Annotated in this window: 15 protein-coding genes; 6 read left to right on the top strand and 9 right to left on the bottom strand. The window is 69.7% G+C overall.

Annotation, left to right across the window (positions count from 1 at the left end; genetic code table 11):
- Positions 1-14: 14 nt before the first annotated feature.
- The 3 genes from ASD59_RS00710 to katG form a co-directional block, all read right to left on the bottom strand.
- Positions 15-2,858: a M16 family metallopeptidase gene (locus ASD59_RS00710; RefSeq protein WP_055826826.1), complete on the bottom strand. Its 2,844-nt coding sequence runs from the start codon at positions 2,856-2,858 to the stop codon at positions 15-17.
- 151 nt (positions 2,859-3,009) lie between these two features.
- A complete protein-coding gene (locus tag ASD59_RS00705) occupies positions 3,010-3,897 on the bottom strand; it encodes a hydrogen peroxide-inducible genes activator (protein WP_055829584.1) in 888 nt (295 codons plus the stop codon).
- A 351-nt stretch (positions 3,898-4,248) separates the two neighbouring features.
- Complete coding sequence (gene katG, locus ASD59_RS00700) at positions 4,249-6,492, bottom strand: catalase/peroxidase HPI (RefSeq protein ID WP_055826823.1); 2,244 nt, start codon at positions 6,490-6,492, stop codon at positions 4,249-4,251.
- Positions 6,493-6,675: 183 nt separating this feature from the next.
- Between katG and ASD59_RS00695 the strand changes: the two genes are divergently transcribed.
- On the top strand, positions 6,676-7,035 hold the full coding sequence (locus ASD59_RS00695; protein WP_055826820.1) for a hypothetical protein: 360 nt from the start codon (positions 6,676-6,678) through the stop codon (positions 7,033-7,035).
- Here ASD59_RS00695 and ASD59_RS00690 read toward each other — a convergent pair.
- Positions 7,032-7,820: an EcsC family protein gene (locus ASD59_RS00690; RefSeq protein WP_082559990.1), complete on the bottom strand. Its 789-nt coding sequence runs from the start codon at positions 7,818-7,820 to the stop codon at positions 7,032-7,034. The genes ASD59_RS00695 and ASD59_RS00690 overlap by 4 nt on opposite strands.
- A gap of 132 nt (positions 7,821-7,952) precedes the next feature.
- On the opposite strand from ASD59_RS00690, the gene mdh reads away from it, so the two are divergent.
- Entirely contained in the window at positions 7,953-8,915 is a 963-nt protein-coding gene (gene mdh, locus ASD59_RS00685; RefSeq protein ID WP_055826810.1) for a malate dehydrogenase, read from the top strand.
- 238 nt (positions 8,916-9,153) lie between these two features.
- Here the strand turns inward: mdh and ASD59_RS00680 are convergent, their stop codons facing one another.
- Both ASD59_RS00680 and zapE read right to left on the bottom strand, forming a co-directional pair.
- Positions 9,154-9,687, bottom strand: a complete 534-nt coding sequence (locus ASD59_RS00680; RefSeq protein ID WP_055826807.1) for a YbjN domain-containing protein — start codon at positions 9,685-9,687, stop codon at positions 9,154-9,156.
- Between the two features lie 61 nt (positions 9,688-9,748).
- A complete protein-coding gene (zapE, locus tag ASD59_RS00675) occupies positions 9,749-10,861 on the bottom strand; it encodes a cell division protein ZapE (RefSeq protein ID WP_055826804.1) in 1,113 nt (370 codons plus the stop codon).
- A 146-nt stretch (positions 10,862-11,007) separates the two neighbouring features.
- Here zapE and ASD59_RS00670 point away from each other — a divergent pair, with 146 nt between their 5' ends.
- A complete protein-coding gene (locus ASD59_RS00670) occupies positions 11,008-12,054 on the top strand; it encodes an aspartate-semialdehyde dehydrogenase (RefSeq protein WP_055826801.1) in 1,047 nt (348 codons plus the stop codon).
- Positions 12,055-12,207: 153 nt separating this feature from the next.
- Entirely contained in the window at positions 12,208-13,131 is a 924-nt protein-coding gene (gene rarD / locus ASD59_RS00665) for an EamA family transporter RarD (RefSeq protein ID WP_055826798.1), read from the top strand.
- A 32-nt stretch (positions 13,132-13,163) separates the two neighbouring features.
- On the opposite strand, the gene ASD59_RS00660 is transcribed toward rarD, so the two are convergent.
- Both ASD59_RS00660 and ASD59_RS00655 read right to left on the bottom strand, forming a co-directional pair.
- Positions 13,164-14,300, bottom strand: a complete 1,137-nt coding sequence (locus ASD59_RS00660) for a serine hydrolase domain-containing protein (RefSeq protein WP_055826795.1) — start codon at positions 14,298-14,300, stop codon at positions 13,164-13,166.
- Between the two features lie 35 nt (positions 14,301-14,335).
- Positions 14,336-15,970, bottom strand: coding sequence for a M28 family metallopeptidase (locus ASD59_RS00655; RefSeq protein ID WP_055826792.1), 1,635 nt, complete (start codon positions 15,968-15,970; stop codon positions 14,336-14,338).
- Between the two features lie 129 nt (positions 15,971-16,099).
- Here ASD59_RS00655 and ASD59_RS14340 point away from each other — a divergent pair, with 129 nt between their 5' ends.
- Complete coding sequence (locus ASD59_RS14340) at positions 16,100-16,507, top strand: OmpA family protein (protein WP_055826789.1); 408 nt, start codon at positions 16,100-16,102, stop codon at positions 16,505-16,507.
- 102 nt (positions 16,508-16,609) lie between these two features.
- Here the strand turns inward: ASD59_RS14340 and ASD59_RS00645 are convergent, their stop codons facing one another.
- Entirely contained in the window at positions 16,610-17,818 is a 1,209-nt protein-coding gene (locus ASD59_RS00645; protein ID WP_055826786.1) for an NAD(P)/FAD-dependent oxidoreductase, read from the bottom strand.
- Between ASD59_RS00645 and ASD59_RS14085 the strand changes: the two genes are divergently transcribed.
- Complete coding sequence (locus ASD59_RS14085) at positions 17,817-18,059, top strand: hypothetical protein (RefSeq protein WP_156376868.1); 243 nt, start codon at positions 17,817-17,819, stop codon at positions 18,057-18,059. The two genes, ASD59_RS00645 and ASD59_RS14085, sit on opposite strands and share 2 nt — an antisense overlap.
- Positions 18,060-18,080: the final 21 nt, after the last annotated feature.

Here is an 18,080-nt window from a genome sequence, read left to right as displayed (position 1 = left end):
CTGAAAGCTCGCCCCTACCGCAGCGCCGCGCTATCCAGATTGAGCGCCGACAGCGGTATGACCTCGACGTTCGGATGCTTCACCCGCAGGGCGTCCAGGAATTTCGACGCGTCGCCGACCACGACCACGCTGGACCGGTCGACCGGGATATTGCGGGCGAAGGCGGCCTGGACGTCGGCGGCGTCGACGCCCTCGACATTGTTCACATAGGCGGCCAGATCGCTCATCGGCAGGTCGTACAGCGCCAGACTGGCGACCAGCCCGCCCAGCCCGTCCACCGTCTCCAGCGAGTCGCTGAAGGCGCCGGTCAGGATGGCGCGGCGGGTGGTCATCTCCTGCTCGGTCGGGGCGGTCGAGCCCAGTCGGGCGACCTCGGCCAGGATCAGGTCGACGACCTCGGGCGCGGCGTCGTTGCGCGTCTGGGCCGAGGCGACGAAGGCCCCGGCATCGCGCCGGACGCCCAGCGACGACCGCGTGCCGTAGCTGAGGCCGCGCTTGATGCGGATCTCCTGATTGAGCCGCGAGGTGAAGCTGCCGCCCAGCAGGGTGTTGCCCAGGGTCAGGGGGAAATAGTCGGGCGTGGCGCGCGGCACGCTGCGCATGGCCACGGCCACCGCCGCCTGTCCCGCGCCGGGCTGGTCGATGACGATGACGCGCGGCGCCACGGTCTGACCGGCCGGCGAAGCGACCGCCGCCGCGCCTGAACCGGCCGGAGCCCAGTCGCCGAACGCCGACTGCGCCAGGGCGCGGGCCTGGTCCGGGGTGATGTCGCCCGAGAACACCAGGGTCGCGGCCTCCGGGCGGTACCGGGCTGCATGGAAGGCGACGATGTCGTCACGCGTGATCGCGGGCAGGGAGGTCACCGTGCCGACCCCCGGCGCGCCATAGGGCGCATTGCCGTAGACGACCCGGCCGACGGCCTGGCTCAGCACCTGGCCGGGCGTGCTCAGCGCCACCTTCAGCCCGTCCAGGGTCTGGGTCCGCTGACGGTCCAGTTCCTCTTCCGCGAAGGCCGGGTTTCGCACCAGATCGGCCATCAGGGCGACGGCCTGCGGGAAGACGTTGGCCGGGGCGTTGGCGAAGACATTGGTGAAGTCCGGACCGGCTCCGGCCCCGACGCTGGCGCCCAGCTGCTCGATCTCTGTCGCGATCTGCGGGGCCGAACGCGTGGCGGTCCCTTGCGTCAGCAGATTGGCCGTCAGGCTGGCCGCCCCGGCCTTGCCCGCGGCCTCGTCGGCCGAGCCGGCGTCGAAGCTGAGGCGGGCCGAGACCAGCGGCAGGCCGCTCTTGGGCGCCACCAGCACGCGCAGGCCGTTGTCGAGACGGAAGTCCGCGATCGCCGGCGTCGAGGGCGACACCGCGGCGCCGGGCTCCGGCATGGCCGCGCGCTCGGCCTCGGGCAGCAGGGCGAAGATCTCGCCGACGGGCGCCAGGTCGGCGACGCGCACCGGCGCGTCGACGGCGGTGTTCTGTTCCGTCACCGGATGGGCCTCGTCTGCGGCGAGATAGCGGATCGTCGACGCGCGCTGCGGCGTCAGATAGCGCCGCGCCACGCGCTGCACGTCGGCCGCGGTCACGGCCTGGATGTCGGCGATCTCGCGGTCGGCGACCGAGGCGTCGCCATTGGTCCCGATCAGGGCCGAGCCCAGCACGTTTGCGCGGTCGTCGATGGTCTCGCGGCTGCGCAGGGCGTCGGCGACCAGCTCGTTCCTGGCCTCGGCCAGTTCGGCCTCGGTGACCGGCTCGTCGCGGAAGCGGGCGATCTCGGCGTTCAGGGCGGCGACGCCTTCATCGGCGGTGTGGCCGTCGGCCATGATGGCGTAGGCCGTGAGATGCCCGGCCTGCTGTTTCATGTCGGGCGAGGAGCCGATCTGGGCGGCGATCTCCTGCTCATAGACCAGCGACCGGTACAGGCGCGAGCTTTCGCCGGTCGACAGGATGCCGTCCAGCACCGTCAGGGCCGCGCGGTCCGGATCGGCGTATTTCACCGTCGGCCAGGCCAGCATGACCGCGGGCAGGGGCACATTGGGCGCGTAAAAGGTCACGTCGCGCGGCCCCGCCGGCTCGGGCTCGACCACATTGTTGGCGGGCAGCGGGCGTTCGGGATTGGCGATGGGCGCGAAATACCGGTCGATCCAGGCGTCCAGCTGCGCCTGGTCGAAATTCCCCGCCACGATCAGATAGGCGTTGTCCGGCCGGTAGTAGGTGGCGTGGAACCGCCGCACGTCCTCCAGCGTCGCCGCGTCCAGATCCTCGATCGAGCCGATGGTCGTCCGGCGATAGGGGCTTTCCTGATAGACGGTGGCCGGCTCGAACACCCCGAACAGCCGGCCGTAGGGGCTGGCCAGAATGCCCTGCCGGTATTCCTCCTGCACCACGGCGCGCTCCGAGCGGAACACGTCCTCGCCGACCACCAGCGAGCTCATCCGGTCGGCCTCGGCGAACAGCAGGCGCTGCAGGTGATTGGCCGGAATGGTCTCGTGATAGGCCGTCACATCGTCCGAGGTGAAGGCGTTGTTGTTGCCGCCGACGTCCTCGGTCAGCCGGTCGAAGGTCTCGTCGGGGAAATTCTTCGTCGCCTTGAACATCAGGTGTTCGAACAGGTGGGCGAAGCCCGAGCGTCCGGCGGGATCGTCCTTGGATCCGACCTTGTACCAGACCTGCACCGTGACGTTCGCCGTCGATGCATCGCGCGCGGTGTAGACCTTGAGCCCGTTCGGCAGGGTGCGTTCGACGAAGCCCAGCGGCGGCACGGCGACGGCGGTTGTCGCAGCGGTCTGGGCGACAGCCGGGGCGGCGGCCGGAAGACCGAGCAGCAAGGCCGAAACGGCGGCAGTCAGGATCAGGCGGGACTTCATGGACGCGGGCTCCGAACGCCCGTCGCATGCGGGCCGCCGGACCCTATCAGGGGGGAGTCCGGACGCACCTTACGATGTCGTAATGAGCCCCCTGCCTCTTTCACCCCGCTCATCCCGGCGGGAGCCGGGACAAGGGGAACAGGTGGAGCGATCAGTCCAGCGTCAGCGCCTCGGCCAGCAATCGGGCCTCCGCCGCGCGGCTCGAGCCCGTGCGCCAGGCCACGACGATCTCGCGGCGCGGCGCCTTGGCGGCGATGGGACGGACCACCACCCCGGGCATGTCGGCGAGGCCGGCCCGCACCGCCATCTCGGGCAGGAAGCTGACGCCCAGCCCGGCCGACACCATCTGCACCAGCGTATGCAGCGAGGTCGCGGCGAAGACATCGTCGCCCTTGGGCGGGTCGATATGGAAGGCCGCCAGCGCCTGGTCGCGCAGGCAGTGACCATCCTCCAGCAGGATCAGGTCCTCGGCCTTCAGCGACCCCGCCGGGATCGGACCGGTCCCCGCCAGGGCGTGACCGACCGGCGCGGCGGCCAGGATTTCATCGTCGCCGATACGCGCGTGGTCCACGCCGCTTGAGCTGTAGGGCAGGGCGATCACCGCCGCGTCCAGTTGCCCGGCCTTCAGTCCGGCGATCAGGCGCGGCGTCAGGTCCTCGCGGATGAACAGCCGCAGGGCGGGCCAGGTCCGCTTGATCCCCGGCAGCTTGGTCGGCAGCAGGAAGGGGGCGACCGTCGGAATGACGCCCAGTCGGAACCGACCGGACAGCGGCTTGCCCGCATTCTTGGCCGCCTCGACCAGATCCTCGGTGCGGGCCAGCACGTCCTCGGCCCGGCGCACGGCCTCGGCCCCGACGGCCGTCAGCTGGACGTTGCCCCGCGTACGCTCCACCACCGGCGCGCCGAGTATCTTCTCCAGCTCCTGCACGCCGGCCGACAGGGCCGGCTGGCTGACATGGGCGGCCTCGGCCGCGCGGCTGAACGAGGCGTGTTCGGCCAGGAGCTTGAGATACTGAAGCTGTCGGAGCGTGGGAAGCATGGCCGACATATAGGCGTGCTCTATCGCTTTATCCAAAGGCAATCAGGCAGCCTTATATGACTGACATTCGGTTGCTCCTCCTCTGGCGAGAGAGGGTTCAACACAAAGGGCGCGAAGGGGTCACGAAGGGCACAAGGGGTCCTTTGATGGCGACAGACCCGGACTCGTCGTTTCGGCGGTGAGAGGCTCCGGATCGAGGCAAGGCCTCGCTGAATCAAGGCGGCGAACGCCGCGAGCGTAACCGCGGAAGAATTCCGATCCGGATACGTCTCCGGTCCCTTCATGTCCTTGGTGACCCCTTCGCGCCCTTCGTGATGAACCTTCCAGCCCGCACGCCAGGAGAGGAGGAAGCTAGACGGCCGCCGCGCCGAACTCCTCGTTCAGGGTGATGTCGAACCGGTCGGCGTTCATCACCTTGGTCCACGCCGCCACGAAGTCGCGGACGAATTTCTCGCCCGCATCGGCCGAGGCGTAGACTTCCGACAGCGCCCGCAACTGCGAGTTCGAGCCGAACACCAGATCGGTGCGCGTCGCCGTCCACCGCTGTTCCCCGCTGATCCGGTCCGAGCCGATGAACGTCTCGTCGCCGCTGTCGTCGACCTGTTTCCAGGCCGTCCGCATGTCCAGCAGATTGACGAAGAAGTCGTTGGTCAGCTGCCCCGGCCGGTCGGTGAACACGCCATGCTTGGACGCGCCGTGGTTGGCGCCCAGCACCCGCAGGCCGCCGACCAGCACCGTCATCTCCGGCGCCGTCAGGCCCAGCAACTGCGCCCGGTCGACCAGCAGCTCCTCGGTCGGCACGTTGAACCGCACCTGCAGATAGTTGCGGAAACCGTCGGCCTTCGGCTCCAGCACCGCGAAGCCCTCGACGTCGGTCTGTTCCTGGCTGGCGTCGGTCCGGCCCGGGGTGAAGGGAACCTCGATCGGGCAGCCCCCGGCACGGGCCGCCTGTTCGATCCCGACGGAACCGCCCAGCACGATCAGGTCGGCGATCGAGACGTTCAGGCCCGAGCTCGACCGGACCTCCTCATAGACCCTCAGCACCGGCGCCAGCTTCGCCGGTTCGTTGACGTCCCAGCTGCGCTGCGGCTCCAGCCGCAGGCGCCCGCCGTTGGCCCCGCCGCGATGGTCCGAGCCGCGATAGGTCACGGCCGCCGCCCAGGCCGTCGTCACCAGCTCGGCCACGGACAGGCCCGAGGCCGCGATCCGGTCCTTCAGCGCGCGGATGTCGGCGTCGCCGATCCGCGAGCCCTGATGCGCCGGAATCGGGTCCTGCCAGATCAGATCCTCGGCGGGAACCTCCGGCCCGAGGTAGCGGATCTTCGGCCCCATGTCGCGGTGGCACAGCTTGAACCAGGCGCGGGCGAAGGCGTCGGCGAAATAGGCCGGGTCGGCGCGGAATTTCTCCATCACCTTGCGGTACTCGGGGTCGAATTTCATCGCCATGTCGGCGGTGGTCATCATCGTCGGGACCCTCTTGCCCGGCGTATGGGCGGCGGGGGCCAGGGTCTCGGGCGGATCGCCCACAGGGTGCCACTGCTTCGCGCCGGCCGGGCTGCGGGTCAGCTCGTAGTCGTGGTCCAGCAGCATGTTGAAATAGTCCATGTCCCAGGTGGTCGGCGTGGGCGTCCAGGCGCCCTCGATGCCCGAGGTGATGGTGTGGTCGCCCATGCCGCTCTCGTGGCCGGAGATCCAGCCCAGACCCTGCTGGGCGATGTCCGCCCCTTCCGGGCTGACGCCGACCTTCTTGGCGTCGCCGGCGCCGTGGGCCTTGCCGAAGGTGTGGCCGCCCGCCGTCAGGGCTGCCGTTTCCTCGTCGTTCATGCCCATGCGGGCGAAGGTCTCGCGGATGTCGCGGGCCGACTGCAGGGCGTCCGGCACGCCGCCGGGGCCCTCGGGGTTCACATAGATCAGCCCCATCTGGATCGCCGCCAGCGGGCTCTCCAGCGCCATCTGCTTCTCAGGCTGGATGCGGGTCTCATTGCCCTCCTCGCCGACCCAGTGCTCCTCGGTGCCCCAGTAGACGTCCTTCTCGGGCTCCCACACGTCGGCCCGCCCGCCGCCGAAGCCGAACACCGGCCCGCCCATCGACTCGATGGCGACATTGCCGGCCAGGATCATCAGATCGGCCCACGACAGGCTGGCCCCGTATTTCTGCTTGATCGGCCACAGCAGCCGCCGCGCCTTGTCGAGATTGCCGTTGTCCGGCCAGCTGTTCAGCGGCGCGAACCGCTGCTGTCCGGAACCCGCGCCGCCGCGCCCGTCGCCGGTCCGATAGGTGCCGGCCGAGTGCCAGGCCATGCGGATGAAGAACGGGCCGTAGTGGCCGTAGTCCGCCGGCCACCACGGCTGGCTGTCCGTCATCAGGGCGGTCAGGTCGCGTTTGACCGCGGCGTAGTCCAGCGCCTTGAAGGCCTTCGCATAGTTGAAGCCGTCGCCCATCGGGTCGCCGGTCCGGCCCTGCTGGTGCAGGATGTCGACGGCGATCTGGTTCGGCCACCAGTCGCGATTGGTCCGGCCCAGCAGCGATCTCAGCGCCGCAGGCTCCTTCTTCGGGTCGTTCAGGGGCGTGGGGCCGCCGGCGTGTCCGTCCATGGTGTCCTCCTGCGTCTGGGCGCGATTGGGAGGAAGCCTATGCCTGAGCTTGGCCGAAGGAAAATCGATAAACTTTGTCGTCAGAAATAGCGGAAGTTATACTCGGGAGAGAGGCTCAAGCCTCATCGCTGCGCGGATCAACTCTCCCGCGACAGCCGGCGCCCACTCGGCTAGCCTTGCTTGATGACACTTTATCGTCTTTTCCCCGCCGCCCTTTTTGTTCTGGCCCTGGCCGGCTGCTCCACGACGTCTGCGGTCGTATCGCCCATCCCGTCCGACAGAGAGGTCGTCGCCTATGTGACCTCGAACTGGAGCGACTACGACGCGCAATTCGCCTTCCTGAGCCAGCGCCAAGGTCAGACGGCCGCTATCGTCTCCGTGACCGACGTCGAATGCGTCGCGGACGACGGAGACGCGAGGTGCACCTTCATCGTGCAAGGCCGGTTTGAGGACGGCGTGGTCCTTCGCCAGCCCATGGAAAGCTATTTCCAGCGTCAGGGCGATGGCTCGATCGAGGAGTTGATTCCGGTCCTGCCTGCCTAGCCCACCTCCGCCATCCACCGCATCCGGCAGGCCATCATCGCCGTCTCGCCCAGACGGTCGACCAGCCGCCAGTTGACCACCGCCCCGATCGGCGCGCCGACGACAGGGATCAGCTGCGCCATCTTGGCCAGGTCGATATGGTCGCGATACTCGATCTGGAACCTGCGCCAGTCGTAGTCCGCGACCGCCTGCGGCTGGTCGACCCCGGCGATCCACGCCTCCAGCTCGGCCAGGGCCTCCGGCCGCCGTTTGGCGCTGGCGAAGGCGAGGTGGAAGATGTGCAGCACGAACAGCCGCTCGCGCACCGTATCGCCGCCCCAGCCGTATGCGCCCACCACGTCGCCCAGCATCCGCACCTTGATCGCCATGAGGGCCGGAAAGTCCGCCGCCGCCAGCACGAAGCCGCCGGCGCCGGCCACGCCGCCCTCGACGCCGGCCGTGTTGCGATAGGCCCGGATCATCGCCCGCGCCCGCCGCTCGCGCGCCGCCAGCGATCCGTCCGCCATGGGCCGCGCCTTCACCAGGTCCGAGCCGAACAATATCCCCCTGGTCATCGCCTCGACGCCCGCGGTGACGACGGCGTGGACCCGCTCGGGAATGATCCGGTTGATCCGTTCCTGCGTCCCGCGCGTCGCCCGGTCCCACAGCCCCGGCCGCTTCAGCATCTTCGCGCGCCAGGCCTCGACCTCGGCGCGGACCGTGGTCTCGTCGACGACGGTGATCAGGTCCGCCGGCACCGACTCGGCGGCGACGAATTCAGGACGGGTTTCAGGCGGGCGGGCCATGGGCGCTCCGGTGACGCGGCGTCACGGTTGCAGGCGAAAGCGCGCGGGTCTAGACCGCCGCCAACGCTTTCCCAACCACCTGACAATACGGCCTCAAGTAGCGCGAACGCGCGATAGGCCAAGGAGACCTGCATGGCTCGCGCGAAGATCGCCCTTATCGGCGCCGGCATGATCGGCGGCACCCTGGCCCATGTGGCCGCGCGCGAGGCGCTGGGCGACGTCATCCTGTTCGACATCGCCGAGGGCACCCCCCAGGGCAAGGCGCTGGACATCGCCGAGGCCACCGCGGTCATCGGTTCGGACGTCTCGCTCAAGGGCGCCAACGACTACGCCGACATCGCCGGCGCCGACGTCTGCATCGTCACCGCCGGCGTGCCGCGCAAGCCGGGCATGAGCCGCGACGACCTGATCGGCATCAATCTGAAGGTCATGAAGGCCGTCGGCGAGGGCATCAAGGCCCACGCCCCGAACGCCTTCGTCATCTGCATCACCAACCCGCTCGACGCCATGGTCTGGGCCCTGCAGAAATTCTCGGGCCTGCCGAAGGAAAAGGTCGTCGGCATGGCCGGCGTACTCGACTCGGCCCGCTTCGCCTGGTTCCTCGCCGAGAAGACCGGCGTCTCGGTGCAGGACATCCACGCCTGGACCCTGGGCGGCCACGGCGACGACATGGTGCCGATGGTGCGCCACTCGACCATCGGCGGCCTGCCCCTGCCCGACGCGGTCAAGGCCGGCTTCCTGTCGCAGGCCGAGCTCGACGCCATCGTCGACCGCACCCGCAAGGGCGGCGGCGAGATCGTCGCCCTGCTCAAGACCGGCTCGGCCTTCTACGCTCCCGCTGAATCCGCCATCGCCATGGCCAAGAGCTATCTGCTCGACCAGAAGCGCGTCCTGCCCTGCGCCGTCTGGCTCTCGGGCGAATACGGCCTCAGGGACCTCTACGTCGGCGTCCCCGCCCTGATCGGCGCGGGCGGCGTCGAGAAGATCGTCGAATTCACCACCAACGACGACGAAAAGGCCATGTTCGCCAAATCGGTCGAGTCGGTGAACGGCCTGATCCAGGCCTGCAAGGACATCGACGGCTCGCTGGCGTAAGCTTCGCGTCCGCCGCAAACAACAAAGGCCCCGGAGCGATCCGGGGCCTTTTTGCTTTCGTCATCCTCCGGCGACACCCGCGAAAGCGGGGGGAGACCGGGGGACCCAGCGGCGCCGAAGGCGATCTGTTCACGCAGGCTGGTCGCCGACGGGGTCCGCGGCAGGTTCGCGCTCTCGCGCGCCTCTGGGTCCCCCGGTCTGCGCCGCGAAGGCGCGGCTTGCCGGAGGATGACGAACGTTATCGCGCCGCCGGAGCCGGCCCCGCCGCCTGCGCCAGCGTCTGCGCGAACTGGCGCAGCATCTGCAGCCAGATCACCGTCGGCTCCTGCAGCTGCTCCGTCCCCGTCGCGGTCAGCACCACGTCATACTGGGCCACCGCCCCGGCCTCGGCCGGCGTCGCCCCCGGTACGAAGAAGGCCTTCAGATAGCGGTTCTCGCGGTTCCAGGCGTTGATCTGCTCGACCGTGATCGGTCCCGAGAAGACGGCGCTGAACTGCACGTCGTCGCACAGGCTCGCGCCGGCGCAGTTGTAGAAGGTCAGGGTCCACGGCAGCGGCTGATCCGCGACGGTCAGCACCTGGGCCCCGCCGTTCTGCGCCGGCTCGGCCACCGACCCGCCCAGTCCGATGAGCCAGGTCCGGACCTCGGCGACAACCACCCCCTTGGTCGCGGCGGCCGGGGCGGCGGGCGCGGGCGCCGATCCTGGAGTCTGGGCCAGGGCGGGCGAGGCGGCGCCGAGGGCGAGGACGGCGAACAGGACGGGCAGGCGCATGGGAAATCTCCGGGGTGGCAAACTGTGGACCGGCGGTCCCAGCGGAATTGTGGCGACGACCTTACGACGTTCTTTCACGCGCCAGCCACTCGGCGCCCGACATTTCGTTGAGGCGCGACACCGTACGCTCGAATTCGAACGCCCCGACGCCCTTCGGATACAGGGCCCCGGGCCCTGCCTCGGCCAGGACCACCAGCCGCGTCCCCGCCTCGTACAGGGCGTCGATCAGGGTCACGAACCGCCGCGCCTCCTGCTGGCTGGCCGGGCCCAGCACGGGCACGTCCTCGACGAACAGGGTGTGGAACCGCTCCGCCATGGCCAGATAGTCCTGCGGCCCCAGCGCCGTCCCGCACAGCTGGTCAAAGGTCGCCCGCGCCAGCCCGCCGTCGGTGCGATCGATCACCACCTCGCGGCCCTGCACCTTCAGATGCGCCGGACATTCCTCCTGATCGCCCTTCAGATCGGCCCACAGCGCCTCGAACCCCGCCCGCGCATCGGCGTCGGCGGGGGTGAACCACACCCGGTCCCCCATCAGCCGGTCCAGCCGCCAGTCCCGCGCGCCCGAGACGCTGACCACGACGCATTTCGCCTCGATCAGATCGATGAAGGGGACGAACAGTTCGCGGTTGATCCCGTTCAGATACAGCTGGTCCGGGGCCCGGTTCGAGGTCACCGCCAGCACCACATTCTGCGCGAACAGGGCCTCGAACAGCCGGCCCAGGATCAGGGCGTCGGCGATGTCCGTGACCTGCAGTTCGTCGAAACACAGCAGCCGCGCCTCGGACGCGATCAGCTCCGCCACCGGCCGGATGGGATCGTCCCCCTTCGACTGGCCGAACACGGCCTTGCGCGTCTTCGCATCGCCCTTGCGCCACTGGCCGATCAGGTCGTGGACCCGGGCCATGAAGGCGTGGAAATGGGCTCGCGTCTTCCGCGGCTCGGGCGCGCAGGCGTAGAACAGATCCATCAGTATGGATTTGCCCCGCCCCGGCGGCCCCCACAGATAGACGCCGCGCACCTCGGCCTGTCCGAACAGCCCGCCCAGCGGCGCCTTCTTGCGCAGATCCTTCTCCAGCCGCGACAGGGCCTCCACCACCACGACCTGCGACGGATCGGGCGTCAGCCGGCCGTCGGCCAAACGACGGTCATAAGCGGTGCGTATGCGTGAGGGCATCGTTCTCGGGCTTAGCCGGGCCGGCTCTCGCTGAAAAGCGATTGCTTCGCGCCCGCGAAAGCCCACATAGGGCGACCGTCACAAACCAGCGCTCAAGCAGCGAGGCTCCGCGAGCCGAGCGTAGCGCGTCCGAAGGACACACCAATATGGGCTATCGCGTCGCCGTCGTAGGCGCCACCGGCAACGTCGGCCGGGAAATGCTGAACATCCTCGAGGAGCTGAACTTCCCCGTCGAGACCATGCACGCCGTCGCCTCGCGCAAGTCCAAGGGCGTCGAGGTGTCCTGGGGCGACAAGACCATCAAATGCGAGGACATCGAACTGTTCGATTTCTCGACGGTCGATCTGGTGCTGATGAGCGCCGGCGGCGACGCTTCGCGCCTGTGGTCGGAAAAGATCGGCGCGGCCGGCCCCATGGTCATCGACAATTCGTCCGCATTCCGCATGGACCCGGACGTGCCGCTGATCGTGCCCGAGGTGAACCCCGACGCCATCAAGCTGGCGTCGAAGAAGAACATCATCGCCAACCCCAACTGCTCGACCGCCCAGCTGGTCGTGGCCCTCAAGCCCCTGCATGACGCGGCGAAGATCAGGCGCGCCGTGGTCTCGACCTATCAATCGGTCTCGGGCGCGGGCAAGGCGGGCATGGACGAGCTGTGGAACCAGACCAAGGCCATCTACGGCCTGGGCGACGCGCGGCCCAAGCTGTTCCCGAAACAGATCGCCTTCAACGTCATCCCCTTCATCGGGTCCTTCCTCGACGACGGCTACACCGACGAGGAAGCCAAGATGTGGAAGGAGACGCGCAAGATCCTCGATCCCGACATCAAGCTGACCGTCACCTGCGTGCGCGTGCCCGTCTTCGTCGGCCACTCCGAGTCCGTGAACCTCGAGTTCGACCGCCCCATCTCGCCCGACGAGGCCCGCGCCATCCTGCGTGACGCCCCCGGGGTCATGGTCATCGATAAGCAGGAGCACGACGGCTACATCACCCCCGTCGACGCCGCCGGCGAACACGCCGTCTACGTCAGCCGCATCCGCAGGGATCCGACCGTCGAGAACGGCCTGTCGCTGTGGGTCGTGTCCGACAACCTGCGGAAGGGCGCCGCCCTCAACGCCGTCCAGATCGCCCAGCTGCTCGACGAGACCGGCATGATCAAGCCGGCCTCGGGGTATCGAAGCATCACCGTCTGACCAAACACCGCCGTCACCCTCGGGCTTGACCCGAGGGCCAGACGATCCGCCGTTCGGTCGATGGAACGGCCCTCGTTCGCGGGGCCGCCCCCGAGACCCGCCGCCTCCCACCTCTGTTCCTCGGGTCAAACCCGAGGATGACGGACGAAAAGAATGACACCCCCGTCCGCCACCCCCCGCGCCGCCCTGATCTCCGCCTTCGGCTGCTATGTCATGTGGGGCTTCATGCCCCTGCTGTTCATGGGGCAGGGCGCGCTCGGCTTCGATTCACTCGAGATCCTCGCCCACCGCGCCCTGTGGGCCGTGGCGGTCGCCGGCCTGCTGGTGCTGCTGGCCAGGCAGGGCGGTCAGGTCCGCTCCGCCCTCACGAACCCGAAGACCCTCGGCTGGCTGACCCTCTCGACCCTGCTGATCGGCGTCAACTGGGGCCTCTATGTCTGGGCCACCACCCATGAGGCCACGCTCGAGGCCAGCCTCGGCTACTACATCAACCCGCTGCTCAACATGGTCGTGGGCCTGTGGCTGTTCCGCGAAAGGATCGACAAATGGGGCTGGGTCGCCATCGGCCTCGCCGCCGTCGGCGTGGCCTTCCAGACCGCCGCCCTCGGCCGCCCGCCGTGGATATCCATCGTCCTCGCGATCAGCTTCGCCAGCTATGGCGTGATCCGCAAACGCGTCCCCATCGACGCCCAGGCCGGCCTGCTGGTCGAATGTCTGCTGCTGGTTCCGTTCGGCCTCGCCTGGGTGCTCTGGCTGCAGCACACCGGGGCCGGCGTGGCCTTCGACAGCCCCGTCAACACCCTCTGGGCCCTGGCCAACGGCCCGGCCACTGTCCTGCCCCTGGCCCTGTTCGCCTGGTCGGCCCGGCGCCTGCCATTGTCGACCCTCGGCTTCATCCAGTTCCTCGCCCCGACGCTGCAGTTCGCCGTCGGCGTCTGGGCCGGCGAGGCCCTGACGCCGCTGCGCATCATCAGCTTCGCCTTCATCTGGGGCGGCGCCGCCGTCTTCGCCGCCGCCGCCTTCTTCCGCGTCCGCGCGGCGCGCGAGGCCCTGAAGCGGTCGGCCGAACCGGCGTAGAAGTGGCTGGTGGCTGGTGGCCAGCCACTCCCTTAAAGCCCCGCGTACAAAGCCCCGATCAACCGTTGCGCCCGCGGGTCGCCGATCAGGTGCGGCGACTGGCGGGTCATCACATAGGCTCCCGACACGCCCGCGTCCGGATCGGCGAAGGCGCAGCTCCCGCCCCAGCCGCAGTGGCCCGCCGCGGTCGGATTGGGGCCGAAGATGTGCAGGCCCTCGTTGCGCATCAGCCCCGCCGCCCAGCTGACGTCGAACGGCACCACCTTGTCGCGGCCATGGATCCGCTCGCGCAGCATCTCGGCCAGCACGCCGGGGGACAGGACGGTCCGGCCGTCCAGCGTCCCGCCGTTGGCCAGCACCCCCATGATCCGCGCCAGGTCCAGCGCCGTGCCGTGCAGATTGGCCGAGGGCATCTCCACCATCCGCCACTCGGCCGAGCCGCGCCCGCCCGGCGCCGAACCCCTGTCGAGGAAGGCCGAGGTCTTGATCGCGTCGATGGTCCCCAGATCGGGCGCCGCCGTCGGCTTGCGCAACGCCGCCACCCGTCCGTGCTCCGCCTCGGGCAGGCCGATCCACAGGTCCAGTCCCGGGAAGTCCTCGCGCAGGGCCATCCCCATGCTGCGTCCGTCCGCCAGCCGGAACAGCTCGCCCGCCAGGAAGCCGATGGTGATCGGGTGATAGCCCGAGGCCGTCCCCGGCGGCCACATCGGCGCCTGCGCCGCCAGCCGCTCCAGCACCGCCTCGCGGTCGAACCAGATCGCCGGATCGACCGTCTCCGAGAAGCCCGGCAGACCGGCCTGATGGCTCATCATCTGGGCCACGGTGATCCGGTCCTTGCCGGCCTGGCCGAAGGCGGGCCAGACGGTCGCGACGGTCTCGTCATAGGACAGCCTGCCCCGCTCGACCGCCGTGGCGATCAGCAGGGCCATCACCGCCTTGCCGGTCGAGAACACCGGCGTCAGCGTGTTCTGGTCATAGGGAACGGTCTTCGCCGCATCGGCCCAGCCGCCCCACAGATCGACCACCGTCTCGCCGCCGATGCAGACGCTGAACCGCGCCGCCTGTTCGTTCAGCCCCTCGGGCGCCTCGGTGAAATTGGCGGCGAAGGCGTCCTTCACGGCGGCGAAGCGCGGCGGGCAGACGCCGTGGATGTCGGGAGGGGAGGTCATGGGGATGTCCTACCGGCCCGCCCGGCGCGCGTCACCTACTGCCGCCGCCCGGCCGACGCCTGCCTGGCCGCCTCGAACTCCGCCCCCGGATTCCACTCCGGCCAGTCGGCGCTGTCGGCTAGGTCGTGGCCCACGAGGTACAGCAGGTCCACGTCCACCGCCGCCGCGTCCATCACCCACTCCGGCGTCCATGCGTCCGACGGCTTGTGATAGCGGTTCGCCACATAGTCCCGGCTGGCTTCGTTGTGCCCGGTGAAGCCCGCCGCCCCGAACAGGGCCGGCACGCCCTTCTTCGCCAGCGGGAAATGGTCCGAGCGGTAGAAGCCGCCCGCCTGCGGGGCCGGGTCGGGGATCAGGGTCCGGCCCTGCTCCGTCGCCCGCCGCTCCAGCCACGCATCCGTCTGGCTCTTGCCCGCCCCCATGACCACGATCTGCGGCGAGACCTCGGTCCCCGGCAGCAGGGAGTCCATGTTGATGTTGGCCACTGTCGTCTCCAGCGGCCAGACCGGGTTGGCGGCGTAGTATTCCGCCCCCAGCAGTCCGGCCTCCTCGGCCGTCCAGGCCGCGAACACCACCGACCGCTTCGGCGCCTCGCCCGCCTTGAACAGCCGCGCCAGTTCGATCAGCCCGGCCACGCCCGTCGCATTGTCGACGGCGCCGTTATAGATGTCGTCGTCCCCCACCGGCGTCGCGCGGCCGTAGGCGTCCCAGTGGGCGCCGTACAGGACAGTCTCCTCGGGATGTTCCGACCCCGGAATCCGCGCCAGTATGTTGCGGCTCTCGATCCGGTCGGCGGTCTGGCCGAAGTCGATCGACATCGTCACCCCGTCCAGCGTCACCGGCGAGAACTCCGGCGTCCGCGCCGCCTCGCGCAGGGCCGCGTAGTCCAGCCCCGCATCGGCGAACAGCTGCTCCGCGACCGGCCCCTGGATCCACCCCTGCGCCGGCACGCGCTCGGCGTCCGGATCGGCCCGGACGATGTCGAATTTCGGCGCCGTCGACGACCCCTCGAGCACGCTCCAGCCATAGCCGGCGCCCGCGGTGTCGTGGATCACCAGCACCGCCGCCGCCCCCTGCCGCGCCGCCTCCTGGAATTTGTAGGTCCAGCGGCCGTAGAAGGTCATCGCATTGCCGTCGAACCGGCCCGCGACCGGATGCCCCTCGGGCGCGCCGAAGTCCGGATCGTTGACGATGACCAGCAGCACCTTGCCCTTCAGGTCCATGCCCTTGAAGTCGTTCCAGCTGCGCTCGGGCGCGTCGACGCCATAGCCAGCGAAGACCACCGGCGCGTCGAGGACGGTGATGCGGTTCACCGGCCGGTCGCTGGACACCAGAATATCCGGCCCCCGCTCCAGCGCCCGCGTCCGGCCGCCGCTGCTGACCGTGATCATCGCCGGCCCGTCCTGCCGCGTCCGCCCGAGCTGCGCCGCCTGCACCCATTGGCCGTCCGGCCCGCCCGGCTCCAGCCCCAGCGCCTGGAACTGGCCGACGACGTAGTCCACTGTCTTCTGCTCGCCCGGCGTCGCCACCCCGCGCCCCTCGAATTCATCCGAGGCCAGCACCCGCACATGCGCGTTCAGCCGCGCGGCGTCGGCCTGCTGGGCGAGGGCGGGGGAGGCGGTGAGCAGGGCCGCGACGGCGGCGGCGAGGATCATGCGGTGCTGGGTCATGCGACCGTTCTAGCGCCTTCGATCAGAGACCGTCACTCCTCGTTCAGATCGCGCCGACCACAGGTCCGTGACCGTCTTGAAAGCGCCGTCGCGACGCGCTTTAACTTTCCGAACAGTGGAGGCGGACCTTTGACGCGTTATTTGGCGGGGACGGCGGCGCTCCTCCTTGTCTGCACGCCTGCCGTGGCCCAGTCGCCGCAAACCCTTTGGGTTATGTTCGCGCCTGAGAGCATTGCACTGGACGACTCGGCGACCAGCCAGCTTCAGCGGTTCGCTGTCGATCTCGGCGCCAGGCATGTCATCATACGCGGGCGCGCCGACCCCTCCGAGGGCCGCGAGGCGGACGTCGACGATCTTTCACAGCGCCGCGCCACGATCGTACACGAGCATCTCCAGGCCTACGGCGTCAGCGTCCAGCGCATGACCGTCGGAGCGTCTGATTCCTCAACACCGGCCGGGAACCCGGAGGATGCCGGCCAGAACCGCCGTGTCGAGGTCATCGCCTATACCCCCTCACACCGGCGCCCGCCACGCTGAAGGCGCACGCCGCCGGTCCACACACCGGCCATCCAGAGCAGCCGCTCGAAGGCATTTCAGTCGTCATGCGCCGACGGAAAGACCGCCCGGATTACCGCAGCGTCACCGCGCCGCCAGCCACCTCATCACCCCGTCCGCCGCCGCGACGCCCGACGCCATCGACGCCTGCAGCAGATAGCCGCCCGTCGGCGCCTCCCAGTCCAGCATCTCTCCGGCCGCGAACACGCCCGGCATGGCCGTCAGCATCAGCCCGTCGTCCAGCTGGTCCAGCCGCACCCCGCCCGCCGACGAGATCGCCCGCGCCAGCCCCTGCACCCCCGTCAGCGTCAGCCGCACCGCCTTGATCCGCCTGGCCAGCTTGTCCGACCCCGCCGGCAGCTCGCCCGGTATCTCCCGCAACAGCCCGACCGCCGGCGCCGACAGCCCGCCCGCCTTGCGCAGCCAGTTGGTCACGCTGTCCTTGCCGCGCGGTTTCGCCAGCCGCCCGGCCAGCGCCTCGACCGACAGGTCGGGCCGCAGGTCCACGGTCAGCACCGCCGTCCCGTCCCGTTCGATCGCGTCCCTCAGCCCCGCCGACAGGGCGTAGACCGCCCCGCCCTCGATGCCATAGCGGGTCAGCATCGCCTCGCCGCGCACCGTCTGCCCGTCATGCGTCATGGCCACCGGCTTCAGCGGCTGCCCCGCGAACCGTTCCGCGAACACCTCGGACCAGGCCACGCCGAAGCCGACGTTCGAGGGCCGGAACGGCGCGACCTCCACGCCCTCCAGCATCGTCGCCCACGCCCCGTCCGAGCCCAGCCGCGGCCAGCTGGCCCCGCCCATGGCCAGCACCACGGCGTCGGGCCGCTCGACCGCCTCGCCCTCCGGCGTCGCAAACACCCAGGCTCCGTCCCGCCGTCCGATCCATTTCGACCGCGTCCGCACCTCGACCCCCAGCCCGGCCAGCCGCCCCAGCCACGCCCGCAACAGCGGCGAGGCCTTCATCGCCCGCGGAAACACCCGCCCGGACGACCCCGTGAACGTCGCCTGTCCCAGCCCCTCGGCCCAGCCGATCAGATGCGTCGGCGAAAACCGCTCCAGCCACGCCGCCACCGCGCCCGCCGCCGGGCCATAGCGGCCGACGAACCCCTCCATCCCCTCCGAATGCGTCAGGTTCAGCCCGCCCCGCCCGGCCATCAGGAATTTGCGCGCCGGCGAGGGCATGGCCTCGTGCACCACCACCTTGAGCCCGGCCTGCGCCAGCCGCTCGGCCGCCATCAGCCCGGCCGGCCCGGCCCCGATCACATGGACGGTTTTGGATGAGTCAGTCATGCCGACCCACTACGCTTTTCCGGGCATCCCGGCGAATGCGAAGACGGTGGCGGCGCTCTCTCTTCTTTCGTCATCCTCCGGCGAGCGCAGCGAGACCGGGGGACCCGGCGGCGCCGAAGGCGATCTGTTCACGCACGCGGGCTTATGGCTGGTCTGCGGCAGGGTCGCGCTCGCGCGCGCCGCTGGGTCCCCCGGTCTGCGCCGCGAAGGCGCGGCTTGCCGGAGGATGACGAAAGGGTGAAGGGCGCCGTCGCGCGAAATT

Origin of the sequence: Brevundimonas sp. Root608 (assembly GCF_001427825.1) — a bacterium.
Taxonomy (GTDB): Bacteria; Pseudomonadota; Alphaproteobacteria; order Caulobacterales; family Caulobacteraceae; genus Brevundimonas.
Note: the sequence above shows the minus strand (reverse complement) of the source record. Positions and strands in the feature narration are given on the sequence as shown.